A 15,101-nucleotide genomic window follows, 5' to 3' on the forward strand; every position below is an offset into this window, starting at 1 on the left:
TCGATGGCGACGCTCGTTTTGACGGCCGTTGGGTCGGTGATCGGCGGGCCGATCGGTGGCGCGATCGGCGCTGCGCTCGGTAATGCGATCGACCACACTCTGCTGTTCCCGGCCAAGGGGCGCAGCGGGCCGCGCTTGTCCGCACTGCACGTCCAGACATCGAGCTACGGCACCCCGCTGCAGCGTGTCTTCGGGACGATGCGGGTCGGGGGGTGCGTGATCTGGTCGACCGAGCTGATCGAGAGCGCGGCGCGCAGCGGTGGCGGCAAGGGGCAGCCGAGCACGACCGCCTACAGCTATTCGGTGTCGTTCGCGGTGGCACTGTCGGCGCGGCCGATCCTGCGCGTCGGGCGGATCTGGGCGGACGGCAAGCTGCTGCGCGGGGTCGACGGGGTGTTCAAGAGCGCGACCGGGTTCCGGCTGCACCTGGGAGGCGAAGACCAGGCGGCGGACTCGTTGCTCGCGGCGGCGGAAGGGGGTGGCCTGACGCCGGCGCATCGTGGCCTGGCCTATGCGGTGTTCGAGCATCTGCAACTGGCCGACTTTGGCAATCGCATTCCCTCCCTGACCTTCGAAGTGATTGCGGAGGATGGGCCGGTGCCGATCGGGACGATCATCCGCGACCTTGCCGGGGGCGCGGTGACGGGAACGCTCGACGCGCCCGATCTGGTCGGGTTCGCGGCCTATGGCGACAGCGTGCGCAGTGCGATCGAACCGCTCGCCCAGGCGAGCGGGGGGTGGTTTTCGCCCGCGCCCGCGCTCGGCGATGCGCGGCTGGTGCTGCGGGGCGGGATCGTCCCCGATGGTGCGATCGACGACGGCACGGTCGCCCCCGCAGGCGCCTCCGAAGCGGCGCACGGCCGCAGCATTGCGGCGCTGGAGACGGTCGCGCGCGGGGTGACCGTATCGCATTACGATCCGGCGCGGGACTTTCAGATCGGCGTGCAGCGCGCGGGGCGTCCCGGACCGGGTACGCGCGAGGACCGGATGGAGCTCGTCGCGGCGGTGCATGCGGGCGCCGCCAAGACGATCGCGGAACAGACGCTCGCGCGTGGCGAGGCGGGACGCGAACGGCGCAGCGTGACGCTGGGCTGGGGCGCGATCGCGCTGGCGCCGGGCGCGCGCGTCACGATCCGGGGCGTCGGCGGCATATGGCGGGTTACGCGCTGGGGGTTCGAGCGGCATGTCGTGACGCTCGATTGCGTGCGGCTTCCGGCACCATCCGCCGCCGCGCGCGCGAGCCCGGGCCGCGTGCTGCCCGCGCCCGACGTGGCGGCGGGCACGACGGTCCTCGCGGTGACCGAGACGTTGCCGTTCGACGATAGTCTCCTGGCGACGCCGCGGATCACGATCGTTGCGGCGGGAACCCAGCCCGGCTGGCGGCGGGCGGCGGTGCTGTACAGCGTGGACGACGGTGTCCGCTGGATCACCGCGGGGACGACCGCCGCTGCGGGCGTGGTCGGGCGGATCGCGACGCTTCCGGGGATCGCCGCCGCAAGCTTGCGCGATGATATCAACCGGTTCGAGGTGGATCTGGCGCACGGGGACATGGCGTTGCTGAGCGCGAGCGCATCCGCGCTGGCGGGGGGCGCGAACCTGGCGCTGGTTGGCGACGAGATCCTTCAGTTCGGAACGGCGGAACAGATCGGCGTGGCGCGGTGGCGGCTGTCGTCCTTGCTGCGCGGACGCCGCGGGAGCGAGCGAGCGATCGGATCACAGGCGGTGGGCGACGGGTTCGCGATCCTGACCCCGTCGCAGGCGATGACGATCGACCTGCCGATGGCGGCGATCGGCGGATCGGTGCGGATCCTTGCGAGCGGGGTCGGCGATCTTGCCGGGCCGGCGAGCGCGACCCTGTCGTTGACGGGAACCTCGGTCGTTCCGCCGTCGCCGGTATTGTTGCGCGGGCGCGAAATCGGCGGCGGCGATGTCGCCATTTCCTGGGTGCGGCGCAGCAGAAACGGCTGGCAATGGACCGACGGGATCGACGCCCCCCTTGCGGAGGAGCGCGAGATTTATCGCGTAACGATCGACGACGACGGTCCCGCGCCGCGCAGTGTTTTCGTCGGCACCCCGGCCTTCCTGCTGCGCGCCGCAGAGCGTGGAAGTGGGACGATGATTGCCGTGCGGCAGGCGGGAACCCTTGGAGAATCGCCCCCTGCGCGATTGTGGATCAGCGGATGAACTGAATCGAAGGAACAGCACGATGAGCGACGAAACGACCGCACGGCTGGCGCTGCCGTTGCTGCAGACAGGGCAGGCGCAAAAGGAGCTGACGCATAACGAAGCGCTCGCCCTGATCGATATTGCAGTGCAACCGATCGTCGAGGCGATCGGGCTGACGGTTCCGCCGACCGCGCCGTTGCCAGGCCAATGCTGGATCGTCGGTTCCGCGCCGACCGGTGCCTGGACGGGACAGAGCGGGGCGCTTGCGGGATGGACCGCCGGGGGGTGGCGTTTCGTGGCGCCTACGGAGGGCATGTCGGCGTGGAGTTCCGCCGACCAGTGCCTGGCGCGCTATCGGACTGGGCATTGGGAGATCGGAATCGCCCGCGCAAACCGGCTGATCATCGCCGGTGCGCAATCGGTCGGCCCCCCCCAGCCCGCGATTGCGGTACCATCAGGTGGGTCCGTGGTGGATGTTATCGCCCGACAGACGATTTCCGAAATTATCACCGTATTACAGCAGCATGGACTGATTTTTGGCGTTGCCTGACAGGCGATTGCTGTGGCAATTCGGCAACAGATCCCGGCATTTGTTCGCTTGCGCGGAAACCTTCTGTTGGGTAGAGGGTTTGCGCTGTCCGAGTGACAACCAGAAGAAGGGGTTTTTTTATGCGGAAGCTAGCCGTTACCATGGCGCTTGCGACCACCGTTCTCGCCACACCTGCCCTCGCCCGCGACAAGTCGTGGTACGTCGGTGTCGACGGTGGCGGCATGATCGTCGAAGACATCAAGTTCAACATTGCCGGCGCGAACACCGCAGGCAACGTCGATCATCACTACGGCTACGACGTCGATGGTGTGATCGGTTACGATCTCGGCATGTTCCGCGTTGAAGCCGAAGTCGGCTACAAGTCGGCAGCAGTCGACGCGTTCCGTTCGACGGTTGCTACCACGGTTGGTGGCACGACGTTCGCTCCGGGCAACTACAACGGCGCAAACGGCCGTACCTCGGCACTCAGCTTCATGGTCAACGGCCTGCTCGACTTCGGTGACGATGACGGCATCCAGGGCTTCGTCGGCGGTGGTGTTGGTGCAGCACGCGTCAAGGGCCGCTACGACATTCAGGGCAACACCCAGTTCCTGAACGACAGCGACACGACCTTCGCCTACCAGGGCATCGCCGGTGTTCGCGCACCGATCAGCAACCACGTCGACGCGTCGCTGAAGTATCGCTTCTTCACCGCCGACAAGGTCCGCCTGATCGACGTTTCGGGTCGCCAGTTCGACGGCAAGTTCCGTACGCACAGCCTGCTCGCAGGTCTGACGTACAACTTCGGCGAGCCTGCTGCTCCGCCGCCGCCGCCAGAGCCCGTCGCTCCGCCGCCGCCGCCAGAGCCCGTCGCTCCGCCGCCGCCGCCGGCACCGGTCTGCTCGCCTGGTCCGTTCATCGTGTTCTTCGAGTGGGACAAGTCGGACGTCACGCCTGAGGCTGCTGGCATTCTCGACAACGCGATCGCCCAGTACCAGAACTGCGGTAGCGCACGTGTCATGCTCGCAGGTCACACCGACCGTTCGGGTTCGGCTTCGTACAACGTCGGTCTGTCGCAGCGTCGCGATGACTCGGTCCAGGCTTACCTGACCGCGCATTCGATCCCCGCTGGCGTGATCACCTCGGAAGCGTTCGGCGAGAGCCGTCCGCGCGTCGAGACCGCAGACGGTGTTCGCGAAGTGCAAAACCGTCGCGTGGAAGTCACGTACGGTCCGGGTTCGGGCAACTAAGCTCGACGCCTTACGGCACGAGAAAATCGGGGAGATCGGCTACGGCCGGTCTCCCCTTTTTTTGTGCGTCGACGGTGCGGAAACGGGGCATCGGTCCGGACTATCGTCCCGGGCTGGGACGCCGCGGCTAGCCTTTTCCCATTCTTGCGCTAAACGGGGTAGCACCTGGTAAACACCAGCCTGGCGGTACGCCTGTGGCCGGTGAGGGTCTGTTTTCGATTTGCCGCGCAGCATCCCGGCGATGCGCGTTCCGGGGCATTCAGGGGATTTTCAATGCGGATTACGATGATCGGTTCGGGGTATGTTGGCCTGGTCTCGGGGGCATGTTTCTCGGACTTCGGCCATGACGTGATCTGCGTCGACAAGGACGCATCCAAGATTGCGGCGCTGGAAGCGGGCCGGATGCCGATCTTCGAGCCTGGTCTCGACACGCTGGTCGCGACGAACGTCGCGGCGGGCCGGCTGAAGTTCACCACCGATCTGCACGCCGCGGTCCGTGGCGCGGATGCGGTGTTCATCGCGGTCGGAACCCCGTCGCGCCGAGGCGACGGCCATGCCGATCTCACCTATGTCTTCGCCGCGACGCGCGAGATCGCCGAGGCAATCGACGGGCCGGTGGTGGTCGTCACCAAATCGACCGTTCCCGTGGGCACCGGCGACAAGGTCGAGGAAATCCTGCTGGAACTGGCCGGTGATTTCCCGATCGCGGTCGTCTCCAACCCAGAGTTCCTGCGTGAAGGCGCCGCGATCGGCGACTTCAAGCGTCCCGACCGGATCGTGATCGGCACCGAGGACGACCGCGCCAAAGACGTGATGCGCGAGGTCTATCGCCCGCTGTACCTGAACGAGAGCCCGATCCTGTTCGTCGGACGGCGAACCTCGGAGCTGATCAAATACGCCGCGAACGCGTTCCTCGCGACCAAGATCACCTTCATCAATGAGATCGCCGATCTGTGCGAAGCGGTCGGCGCGAACGTGCAGGACGTGTCGCGCGGGATCGGCCTCGACAAGCGGATCGGTGGCAAGTTCCTCCACGCCGGGCCGGGCTATGGCGGGTCATGCTTCCCCAAGGACACGCTCGCGCTGCTCAAGACCGCCGAGGATTACGAGACGCCGGTCCGCATCGTCGAGGCGGTGGTCCAGGTGAACGACAACCGCAAGCGCGCGATGGGCCGCAAGGTCATCAAGGCGCTCGGCAACGACGCGAAGGGCAAGACGGTCGCGATCCTGGGGCTGACCTTCAAGCCCAATACCGACGACATGCGCGACGCCCCGAGCCTGGCGATCATCCAGAGCCTGCTCGATGCGGGCGCCACCGTGCGCGCGCATGATCCGGAGGGGATGGAGATCGCCAAGACGATGCTGCCGGGCATCACCTATTGCGGCGACGCCTATGAAGCCGCGACCGGCGCCGACGCGGTCGTCGTCGTGACCGAGTGGGACATCTACCGCGCGCTCGATTTCAAGCGGCTGTCGACGATCATGGCGTCGAAGGTCATGGTCGACTTGCGCAACGTCTATCCGTCCGCCGACGTCGAGCGCGCCGGCTTCGCGTACAGCGCGGTCGGGCGCTGAGCCTTACGCCGGGTCCGGCGTGGCAAGGGCAGCGCCCAGCCACGCCGGGACCAGCGCATCGCCGAGCGCTTCGATACGGCGCAACTCCACCATCAATCCCAGCTCGGGATAGGTTGCGCGGGTTCGGTCGCCTGCCTCGGTGAGCGGTGCGACCACGAGGCGACGGTTGACCTTCGCGCGGTGGTGCATGCGCGCCGTGTTTTCCTGTCCCGTATAACATCCCTTGGTAAAGCTGACGCCGTTCAGTTCGCGCGCGTTGGTCTCCAGCCACAAGGTCTGGTCGCTGCCGAGCTCGGCCTGGCCTTCGGTCACGCCGAGCGACAAGCGATGCTCAAGCCATCCGGTCGCCGGATCGCCGACCGGACCGAGCCAGCGGTGTCCGAGGTCCGCGAGCCGCGGGTCTGCGACACCCTGGCCGGCGTCGCGTGACCAGTGCACGGCACCCGCCACGGGCTCGATCGTGATCGCGCGGCGGAGCCGGTACATCGACAAACGTTTGGCGAGCGCTTCGGCGGCGGTCGCTTCGCAGTCGATCAGGATCGCGTCGTCATCGGCCCATAAAAGGAAATCGAACAGCGCCTTGCCCTGCGGCGTCAGCAACCCGCCCCACCGCGGCGCGGCCGCATCGAGCGTAGCGACATCCTGCGTGATCAACCCCTGCAGGAAGCCCCGCGTATCCTCCCCCGAAACGCGCAACAGCGCGCGATCGGCGAGCATGGTGCCGGACGGGAATGGGATCGACGGCGCGGGAAGGGTGGTTTCGGTCATCCTGACGAGATAGGACACCATTGGGCTTTGCATAAGAGGCAGTGATGGCAGCGTACGATCTGATCCTGAAGAATGGCACGGTGCACTTGCCGAGTGGCGCCGCGTCGATCGACGTCGGCGTGGTGGCGGGGCGGATCGTCGCGCTCGGTTCGCTGGCGGGCGATGACGCTGGCGAGACGCTCGACTGCACCGGGCTCGACGTGTTGCCGGGCGTGATCGATACGCAGGTCCACTTCCGCGAGCCGGGACTGGTCCACAAGGAAGACCTGGAGAGCGGCGCGCGCGCGGCGGTGCTGGGGGGTGTGACCGCGGTGTTCGAAATGCCCAACACCAAGCCTAATACCGATTCGGCGGACGCGATCGGCGACAAGCTGGCACGCGCGCATCACCGGATGTGGTGCGACCATGCGTTCTACGTCGGCGCGACCAACCATAACGCCGCCGACCTTGCCGAACTCGAGCGCTTGCCCGGAACCGCGGGGGTCAAGATCTTCATGGGGGCATCGACCGGGGACTTGCTTGTCTCCGAAGACGCGCGGCTGGCCGAGGTGCTCGCCTCGGGCCATCGCCGCGTCGCGATCCACGCCGAGGACGAAGCGCGGATGAACGCGCGCACCGGCGAGCGGATTCCTGGCGATGCCTCGTCGCATCCGGTGTGGCGCGATGACGAAAGCGCGTTGCTCGCCACGCGGCGGATTCTCGAGCTGGCGCGCGCGGCGCGGCGGCGGATTCACGTGTTGCACGTCACCACGCCTGCCGAACTGGCACTGCTCGGTCAGAACAAGGACATCGCGAGCTGTGAAGTAACGCCGCAGCATCTGACGCTCGCCGGGGAGGAAGCGTATCCGCGGCTGGGTACGCTGGCGCAGATGAACCCGCCGATTCGCTCGGGCGCGCATCGCGACGGATTGTGGAAGTGGCTGCAACAGGGCGTCGTCGACATTCTGGGGTCGGACCATGCGCCGCACACGCTGGAGGAAAAGTCGAAGCCTTACCCCGACAGCCCTAGCGGGATGCCCGGAGTCCAGACGCTGCTGCCGCTGATGCTCAACCACGTCGCGGAAGGGCGCACTACGCTCCAACGAGTCATCGACCTGACGAGCGCGGGGCCGCAGCGCGTGTTCGGCATCGTCGGCAAGGGGCGGATCGCGGTCGGCTATGACGCAGACTTTTCGATCGTCGATCTGAAGGCCCGGTGGACGATCGAGCAGGATTGGCTCGCGTCGCGGTGCGGATGGTCGCCGTTCACCGGCATGACGGTGACGGGTCGACCCGTTGGTACCGTCGTTCGCGGCAACCGGGTGATGTGGGAAGGGACGTTGGCCGAAAGCGCGATTGGCGAGCCAATCCGTTTCGAAGCGATCGATTTCGGCTGATCGCGCATGCGGAGAGGGGCCGGCGGACCGGCCCCTCTCTCGGAGCTTACTTCTTGCCGCGCAGCGTGTTGATGAGCGCGAGGCCGATCGTGCCGACCAGCGCTGCCGTCGCCCAAGGCTTTGCACGGGCGAAGTCGCGCGCCTGGTTGATCAGCGGGCCCGGGCCCGTCGCGATCGCGTCCTGCGCCGCGCCGATCGCCTTGTTGACGCCGCCGGTGATCTGATCTGCGACGCCTTCACCCTGCAGCTTCGAACTGCCGGTCAAATTGCCAGCGGCTTCCTTCAGCGAGCCGGTGACGTTCTGGGCTTCGCCCTTGAAAGTGTTCTCGTTCATCTGGGGTTCCTTTCGTATTTTGCCACACCGGTCCGGCATGGTTCGGGAGCGCAACGGATGAAACGCACAGTGGTGCCATCGAAAATGCGGGATCGCCTCACTTCTCGGTGAAGCGCTTCACTTTCACCGGGAGATCCTTGCCCTTGGTCCGGCGCGACGGGACCTGAACCGGATGCTTCTTCTTCCATTCGGCAAACGTCATCGGCCCATCGGGCGTGTCGATCAGGATTTCGTCGGTCGGTTCAGTCATGGGCGGGTTTCCGGTTCGCAAAGGGCCAGTCGACGACGCATCCGGCGAACAGCGCCCACCAGACGATCACCGGCTGAAACGCCAGACGCGGGATATGGTACCACAGGCTGAGGCCGCCGGTGCCATGCGTGATGTAATCGAACGCGTGTTTCACGTTGGCGGGATAGACGCAGACCGCATAGACCGCGAGCATCGTGCCCGCCCACCAGCGCAGGCGCGGCACGAACAGGGCGATCGCACCAGCCATCTCGCACAGCCCCGTCACCATGATGACGATGGGGGCAAAGGGCACCCAATCGGGGGTGATCTTGAGAAAGGGTGCTGGCACGAAGACGTGGAGGATCCCCGCCGCCATATACGCCAGCGCGAGAAGCGCGCGGAGGATAGGCCGGATCACCCGGCCCACGTCATCGCGGCCACGCGCCCCCCGGTCAGAACGGGAACCACTTCGACGTCTTGCTGAACTTCATATACCCGATGTTGATCCCCTGCCGCCAGCCGACGCCGAGCCGGATCGGGATGAGCACGGTGTTGCCTCGCCGCAGGTAGGTCGCGGCAAACCCGCCGACGAAATAGACGCGACCCTCGGCGGCCGGGAAGCGGTGAAACAGTTCAGCCGTGTCGTACAGATTGTAGACCAACACGAACACCTTGTTGGCGTCGCCGCCGAGATCGAAGCCGACCGAGGGGCCGGTCCAATAGACCGGCTGTTCGCCTTCGACCTTGTGGAACATCGTGCCCTTGCCATAGCGCAAGCCGACGACGATCGCGCCGGACGCTTCCCGGCCGGAAATGTAGGCGTTGGGTTGCCCCTGCTCCTTCAGCGTCCGCTCGAGGATGCCGGCGAGACCCGCTGCACCCTTGCCGAACGTTCCCTCTGCGGCCGCAAGCAGTTCCCCTTGCTGGAAAGTCTGACTTTGCGCCGCGGCGGCGTCCGCGCCGGCGCGCGCACCATCCTGTGCCGCAACGTCCGCCGGGTTGGCGGGTGGCGTGCCGGTGCCATTCGCGGGAGGATCCGGGTAGCGCGGCGATGGCGGCGGTGCGGTCTGCTGTTCCGGATAGGCCGCCTGGGGATAGGGCGGGGGCGTGCCGGTGTCGGCGGGATAGGCGTTTTGCGGGGTCTGCGCCGATCGCGCGGTGCTGGCCGACGGCGCGCGCGGGCTCGTGGCGGTATCCGACCGGGTAAGGTCGGAATCGATTGGCTGGTTGGGATCGATCGTGCGAACCTGCGCCTCCAGCGGGAGCGTTGCGAGCACGAGCGCCAGCATGGCCCCGACCTTCGGGACTGCAAACCAACTCGTGCGCATCGTCATTCTCCCCAGCATCATCATCGACCGTAGCGCGCCATGACATGACACCACAATGAACGCCACGACCGGCGGAGTCGATTTCACGTTGGATGACGTGCAAACGCGGTGTTGATCACAGCGATTAGCGCGGCTATAGAGCCACCTCGCCGTGACCTGGAGACGTGGGTGAGTGGCTGAAACCAACGCTTTGCTAAAGCGTCGTACGGGAAACCGTACCGAGAGTTCGAATCTCTCCGTCTCCGCCAGCGTTCCGTCACACGGACGATTACACATCCGGAAAAATCGACCAGGACGGACGGGCTGACCCTTGCGTCGGTACGCGGGCAAGTCGATGTGTCGCGTGAACCCGCTAATGACGCCTGCAAAGGGCGCCTCCTTAAAAGGCGGCGCCCTGTTTCCGGACAAATTCTGGGTACGTCGGTTTCGCGCGGCGAGTGAGCGCAGGTGGACCTGTACGATGCCGTATCGTCGGCAGCACGCATTGTCGTCCAATGCCGTCGTCAGGATGGCCGCCGAAACTTCGGCATAGCCCGTCGCGGTCGTGCACCCGCGGGGCGCGATTTACCGAGAAACGTGCAGTGTTGGGTAAAGCTTGCGGGGGACGAGCATGCGTCGCATCGGCTGGTCGCTGCTCGAGGCGTGCCCATCCGGATGGGAATCCGAACGGGTGACGGCGGAGTCCAGCCGCGGTGGGCAGCCTTTGAGGCTATCGATCCAGAAATCGTCGAGCACGCACCCTGGAATGGCGTCCGGGCTGACGACGGCGGTCAGGCAATCGAGGACCGAGGGATCCTGGCGGGGGCCGATGACGTCGACCACGTCGTCGAGCGTCATCCCCGGGGCAACCAGCAGACGCGCCGCCGCGGCAGCCCATAGCGCGTCCGCATCCGGCACGGATAACGTCAAGCTGATGCGATATTCCGGTTGCTGACCCGCTCCTGCGAGCTTGGGGTCTACGGCGCTATCGTTGGACACTTCGAACATCACGTAGAACTCCCAGAAAGGGCCAAGGGGCGGCTGATATCGCCGCGCGATAGCCCTGATTGCGTCGGAATAGACGGATAATATTGGATAAATATACTGAGGGAATGTCCCTAATATCAGGAAGAGGAATGAAAAATTAGATGTGTTCGGTTACTGGAGACGTCTTGCGGTACGACGGCTGAGTTCGCGTGAGTGTGCGATAACAACGCACAGTTCGGCATAGAGACGATCCCAGAACGGTGCCGGGATTTCGAAGCCCCGGTGCTCGTTCGGCTGCTGCATCACCAAGGTGACCTGATCGCCGCGCGCCAAGGCAAAGCGTGCCGGAAAGGGGCCGTCGACGGTTTCGTCAGGAAGTCCGTTGGGGAGCGCGAGCCGGGCGGCCATGATATAGCCGCACAGGACTTCGACGCCGTACCCATCGAGCATCGCACTGGGATAGAGCGGCCGATCGGGCCGGTTGAAGACAACCAGAGATCCTGTCGGATGCGCTTCCACACTCACCTGCAAGCGTGCACCGAAGGCGTCGATGATCTCGCGAACTCTGGGAAACACCGCGGATTCCTTCATAGATACCAGAGAGACGAAGCGGCTTTACGGAGATGCGCCGCCGCGTCGTGACGAAAAGGGCCGGGATGGCAAACCATCCCGGCCCTCTCCTTCGACCCCCCGGGCGAACCCGGGGTGTCGCCACTCCTTAACGGAACAGCGACGTGATCGTCTGCGGTGCCTGGTTGGCGATCGACAGAGCCTGCACGCCAAGCTGCTGCTTGACCTGAAGGGCCTGAAGTTTCGCCGACTCCTTCGCCAGATCGGCATCGACAAGATTGCCGATACCTGCGTCGATCGAGTCCGACAGCTTGCTCGTGAAGGTCGACTGCGCATCGATCTTACGCGAAGCCGAGCCGAGGTTGCTGAGCGACGTGGCGAGGTTGGTCTGGGTCGTTGTGAGCGTATCGACCATCGTGGCTGCCGCAGCAGCCGTGCTGATGTTGCCGCTCGCTGCGACCGTGACGACCGTACCACCGAGGTCGAGACCCTGGTTGGCGACCGACAACGTGTCAGCCTGCCAGCCGGTCGTCGCGCCGTCACTGTCCTGCAGCGACTGGAGCGCCGAAACGGCCCCGCCGCTTGCCTTCAACAGGTTGGTCCCGTTGAAGCTGGATGCATTGACGACGGTCGTGATCTGATCGCGAAGGGCGGTAAAGTCCTTGTTGATCTGGTCACGTGCCGGCTGATCGATCCCGGTGTCAGCCGCCTGATAGGCTTTCGCCTTCATCTGGTTGACGACGTCCGAGATCTGCTCCGCACCGGCAACCGCGACGTCCGTCACGCTCTTGGCGCGCGACAAGGACGACGAGACCGACTGCAGGCCACCCAGATCGCTGCGGAGGCTCTGCGCAGTGGTGTACGCTGCCGAGTCGTCCTTGGTCGATGCCACGTTGAGGCCGGTGGTGATGCGGTTCGACGTGGTGCTGAGCGCCTTGGTCGTCGACGTCAGGCTCTGGAGAGCTGCCATCGCGCCGGTATTGGTGTTGACCGAAAAGCCCATGATCATTCCTTCTTGGATAGAAGGCCGCTTCTGCAGCCTGGACCAGAAGCGCTGGCCCGCGACAAACCAAAAACCATCTTGGCTCGCCTCTCATTGTGGAAAGAAATATTGGACAATCAAAATTGAGTGGCTGGTTTATTTAGCGTTAAGACGGCGTTAGCCACGATCCGCACGGTGGCCGGTCAGAACGGAAACAGCGCGTCGTAAATCTGCTGTCCCCAGCGCGCCTGCTGTGCGTCGGTCAGTTGCCCGCGGCCGCCATAGCTGATGCGCGCTTCCGCGATCTGCGTATGGTGGATGCTGTTGTCGCGCGCGATGTCTTCGGGGCGAACGATTCCCGAGACGACCAGCTCCCGCAGTTCGAAATTGACGCGGACTTCCTGTTTGCCACGGATCAGCAGATTGCCGTTGGGCATTACTCCCACCACCGTTGCCGCGATCGTCATGTTGATCGTCTCGCTGCGGCTGGTCTTGCCGGCGCCGTTGGACGCGGAGGTGGAGCTGGTGTCCACCAGCTTGGACGGGTCGACCGCGCCGGGCAGGACCGATGCCAGCGGTGTCTGCAGCCCAAGCAGCGCACTGACCCCCGCTTTCTCGGACCCTCCGCGCGAGCGTGTCGTGCTGTTGTCGACCGCAGCCTTATCCGCGATGTTGATCAACACCGTCAGGATATCTCCGACCCGCCCGGCGCGCTGATCGCGGAAGAACGCGCCGCCGCCAGTCCGGAACAGCGAAGCGCTGGGCGGCGGCGCGATCACCGGGGCTGACGACGGTCCGCCGGCACGATTGGCGGCACCCTGAAGACCCAGCGACGCTTCGACCGCGGGATTGGGGCTCTCGTCCATCGCCGTCAGTTTTGGCGCCTTGCCGACCGCCTTGAGATGGCCCACCGCACCGCAACCGGACAACGCGGTCGCCAAGGCGACCAACACGACCATCTTCTTCATTATCGTTCCTTGAAACAGGGTTAGCGCGCCGAAATGCGGACCGTGCCGGTCGCCTCGACGACGCCGTCCAGCGTCTGATTGGTCGACAGGCTGACGACGCGGATGAAATCACCCGCGGCACCGCTCGCCAGCGCACGCCCCTGCGCGGTAATCGACAGGCCGCCGTCGCGCAGCGCGATCGTGACGGGCTCGCCGCGGCGGACCAGCTGGACCCGGATCACGTCCGAGCTTCGCACGATCGCGCCAGCGGAAAGCGCGCGCGACGCCTCCATCCCCGCCACATCCTTGACCAGCGCCACCGCGCGCGCTTGCGCGGCGGGCACTTCGCGGGTGGTGAAATCGCTCGCGCCGAGCACATCGCCCTTGGCGATGGCGCGGTCGAGCACCGGAACCACCACGAGCGGGGCGGGCGGCGTCATCCCGGTCTGGGCGTGGAGCTGCGCCGAACCAACGACGAGAACCGATCCCAGCACGAGCGCATGCGGCAAGCGCATTTCAGCGCAACTGGCTGGTGGTGGCGAGCATCTCGTCTGCGGTCTTCACCACCCGGCTGTTCATCTCGTACGCGCGTTGCGCGGTGATCAGCGCGGTGATCTCGCTGACCGGATTGACGTTCGACTGTTCGACAAACCCCTGGGTGAGCATTCCGAAACCGGGCTCTCCGGCGGACGCGACCGTCGCTTGCCCTGAGGCGGCGGTTTCAAGGAAATTGTTGCCACCCAGGGCTTCGAGCCCGGCCTCGTTGACGAACGTCGCCAGCTGAAGCTGGCCGATCGTCTGGGGCGTCGGCGTACCCGATAGCGTGACCTGGACTTCCCCCGTCTTCGACACCGTTACCGCAAGCGCGCCCTGCGGAACCGTGATGCCGGGCTGGACCGGAAAGCCATCCGCCGTGACGAGTTCACCCTGGTCCGAAAGCTGGAACGAACCGTCACGGGTATAGCCCGTTTCCCCGCTGGGCATGGTGATCTGGAAAAACCCCTTTCCCTGGATTGCGAGATCATACGGGTTATCGGTCTTCGCCAACGCCCCTTGCTCGGCGATGCGATAGATCCCGCCGGTTTTCACGCCGGCGCCGATCTGGATCCCGGTCGGCAATTTGGAATCGTTGCCGGAGGCGGCGCCGGCGCGGGACACCTGCTGATACAGCAAGTCCTGGAATTCCGCGCGCTGCCGCTTGAAGGCGGTCGTGCTCATGTTGGCGATGTTGTTCGAGATGACGTCGACGTTGGTCTGCTGGGCCAACATGCCGGTGGAGGCGATCGAGAGAGAACGCATGGAAAACCTTTCAGGAGAGGAAGTGCGGAAGCCGCAATCAGGTGAAGCGTCCGAGCCGGTCGATCGCGTTCTTGTGCATGTCGTCCATCGCTTGCGAGAGGCGCTGGCTCGACTGGTAGGAGCGCAGGACCTCGACCATCGCAGTCGTCTCGACGATCGACTGGACGTTGGAGCCTTCGACGCCGCCTGCGGTCAGCTTGGTCTCGGCAGCCGAAAGGACGCGGCCGTTCGTGCCGGCCATCAGGCCATCGCCGCGCGGTGACACCGTGGCTTCGTCGGCGAAGACCGTCACGCCGATCCGGCCAAGCACGGCCGCGCCGCTCATCACCGAACCGTCCTTGCCGATGCTGAGCGTCGCCTGCTGATCGGGCGGGACGTTGATCGGCTGGCCGTTCGCGTCGAGCAGCCGCTGCCCCCCGGCGGTGGCCAAATCGCCGGAGGCTAGCACCTTGACGAAGCCTGCGCGCGTGAAAGCGGTGCCGCCGTCGGGGGCTTCCACGCCGAAATAGCCCGCGCCGTCGATCATCAGGTCGAGTGCGTTGCCGGTCGGCTGGAACGCTCCCATCGCGGTGTCATGGATCGCGCCATAATCGAGCACGAAGGACGTGGTGTCCGCTTCGGGGATGTGCGTGTCGCCGCCCTTCTGGACATATTCGTGGAAGACCGGTTGCTCGCGCTTGAACCCGACCGTGCTGCTGTTGGCCATGTTGTTGGCGGTCACGTCCAGACGGCGCTGCAGCGCCTGCTCGTGGCTCAGCAAAACATAGGAGGAGACATCCATT

Annotated in this window: 17 protein-coding genes and 1 tRNA gene; 6 read left to right on the plus strand and 12 right to left on the minus strand. The window is 65.5% G+C overall.

Annotated features, from left to right (window positions below; genetic code table 11):
• The first annotated feature begins 3 nt into the window (after positions 1–3).
• From ABIC16_RS02900 to ABIC16_RS02915, 4 genes are all read left to right on the plus strand, one after another.
• A complete protein-coding gene (locus tag ABIC16_RS02900; protein WP_354289980.1) occupies positions 4–2,184 on the plus strand; it encodes a phage tail protein in 2,181 nt (726 codons plus the stop codon).
• A 22-nt stretch (positions 2,185–2,206) separates the two neighbouring features.
• Positions 2,207–2,716 carry a DUF2793 domain-containing protein gene (locus ABIC16_RS02905; protein WP_354289981.1) on the plus strand — a complete coding sequence of 170 codons (510 nt, stop codon included), beginning with the start codon at positions 2,207–2,209 and terminating at the stop codon, positions 2,714–2,716.
• Between the two features lie 119 nt (positions 2,717–2,835).
• Positions 2,836–3,945, plus strand: coding sequence for an OmpA family protein (locus ABIC16_RS02910; protein WP_277969578.1), 1,110 nt, complete (start codon positions 2,836–2,838; stop codon positions 3,943–3,945).
• Positions 3,946–4,218: 273 nt separating this feature from the next.
• Positions 4,219–5,520: a UDP-glucose dehydrogenase family protein gene (locus tag ABIC16_RS02915; RefSeq protein ID WP_277969577.1), complete on the plus strand. Its 1,302-nt coding sequence runs from the start codon at positions 4,219–4,221 to the stop codon at positions 5,518–5,520.
• Between the two features lie 3 nt (positions 5,521–5,523).
• Here ABIC16_RS02915 and ygfZ read toward each other — a convergent pair whose 3' ends face one another.
• On the minus strand, positions 5,524–6,288 hold the full coding sequence (gene ygfZ, locus ABIC16_RS02920; protein WP_354289982.1) for a CAF17-like 4Fe-4S cluster assembly/insertion protein YgfZ: 765 nt from the start codon (positions 6,286–6,288) through the stop codon (positions 5,524–5,526).
• A 44-nt stretch (positions 6,289–6,332) separates the two neighbouring features.
• On the opposite strand from ygfZ, the gene ABIC16_RS02925 reads away from it, so the two are divergent.
• A complete protein-coding gene (locus ABIC16_RS02925) occupies positions 6,333–7,664 on the plus strand; it encodes a dihydroorotase (RefSeq protein WP_354289983.1) in 1,332 nt (443 codons plus the stop codon).
• A 46-nt stretch (positions 7,665–7,710) separates the two neighbouring features.
• Here ABIC16_RS02925 and ABIC16_RS02930 read toward each other — a convergent pair whose 3' ends face one another.
• From ABIC16_RS02930 to ABIC16_RS02945, 4 genes are all read right to left on the minus strand, one after another.
• Positions 7,711–7,998: a CsbD family protein gene (locus tag ABIC16_RS02930; protein WP_277969574.1), complete on the minus strand. Its 288-nt coding sequence runs from the start codon at positions 7,996–7,998 to the stop codon at positions 7,711–7,713.
• Between the two features lie 97 nt (positions 7,999–8,095).
• Positions 8,096–8,248, minus strand: coding sequence for a hypothetical protein (locus ABIC16_RS02935; RefSeq protein ID WP_277969573.1), 153 nt, complete (start codon positions 8,246–8,248; stop codon positions 8,096–8,098).
• Positions 8,241–8,645: a DoxX family protein gene (locus ABIC16_RS02940; RefSeq protein WP_354289984.1), complete on the minus strand. Its 405-nt coding sequence runs from the start codon at positions 8,643–8,645 to the stop codon at positions 8,241–8,243. The genes ABIC16_RS02935 and ABIC16_RS02940 overlap by 8 nt, the downstream gene beginning before the upstream one ends.
• 34 nt (positions 8,646–8,679) lie before the next feature.
• The gene (locus ABIC16_RS02945; protein WP_354292244.1) at positions 8,680–9,561 is read right to left on the minus strand and encodes a DUF1134 domain-containing protein; all 882 of its coding nucleotides are present in this window, start codon (positions 9,559–9,561) and stop codon (positions 8,680–8,682) included.
• A 152-nt stretch (positions 9,562–9,713) separates the two neighbouring features.
• Between ABIC16_RS02945 and ABIC16_RS02950 the strand changes: the two genes are divergently transcribed.
• Positions 9,714–9,803 (plus strand) — tRNA-Ser (locus tag ABIC16_RS02950).
• 316 nt (positions 9,804–10,119) lie between these two features.
• Here ABIC16_RS02950 and ABIC16_RS02955 read toward each other — a convergent pair.
• The 7 genes from ABIC16_RS02955 to ABIC16_RS02985 form a co-directional block, all read right to left on the minus strand.
• A complete protein-coding gene (locus tag ABIC16_RS02955; RefSeq protein WP_277969570.1) occupies positions 10,120–10,542 on the minus strand; it encodes a hypothetical protein in 423 nt (140 codons plus the stop codon).
• A gap of 150 nt (positions 10,543–10,692) precedes the next feature.
• Positions 10,693–11,112, minus strand: a complete 420-nt coding sequence (locus ABIC16_RS02960) for a hypothetical protein (RefSeq protein ID WP_277969569.1) — start codon at positions 11,110–11,112, stop codon at positions 10,693–10,695.
• A gap of 127 nt (positions 11,113–11,239) precedes the next feature.
• Positions 11,240–12,094, minus strand: a complete 855-nt coding sequence (locus ABIC16_RS02965; protein ID WP_277969568.1) for a flagellin — start codon at positions 12,092–12,094, stop codon at positions 11,240–11,242.
• 182 nt (positions 12,095–12,276) lie between these two features.
• Complete coding sequence (gene flgH, locus ABIC16_RS02970; RefSeq protein ID WP_354289985.1) at positions 12,277–13,041, minus strand: flagellar basal body L-ring protein FlgH; 765 nt, start codon at positions 13,039–13,041, stop codon at positions 12,277–12,279.
• Positions 13,042–13,061: 20 nt separating this feature from the next.
• A complete protein-coding gene (gene flgA, locus ABIC16_RS02975) occupies positions 13,062–13,535 on the minus strand; it encodes a flagellar basal body P-ring formation chaperone FlgA (protein ID WP_277969566.1) in 474 nt (157 codons plus the stop codon).
• A 1-nt stretch (position 13,536) separates the two neighbouring features.
• Positions 13,537–14,319 (minus strand): flagellar basal-body rod protein FlgG, encoded by a 783-nt coding sequence (flgG, locus tag ABIC16_RS02980; protein ID WP_354289986.1) that lies wholly within the window; start codon positions 14,317–14,319, stop codon positions 13,537–13,539.
• A gap of 37 nt (positions 14,320–14,356) precedes the next feature.
• Positions 14,357–15,100 (minus strand): flagellar hook-basal body protein, encoded by a 744-nt coding sequence (locus tag ABIC16_RS02985; RefSeq protein ID WP_277969564.1) that lies wholly within the window; start codon positions 15,098–15,100, stop codon positions 14,357–14,359.
• Between the last annotated feature and the right edge of the window lies 1 nt (position 15,101).

Source organism: Sphingomonas sp. PvP055 (assembly GCF_040546365.1).
Lineage (GTDB): Bacteria > Pseudomonadota > Alphaproteobacteria > Sphingomonadales > Sphingomonadaceae > Sphingomonas > Sphingomonas echinoides_A.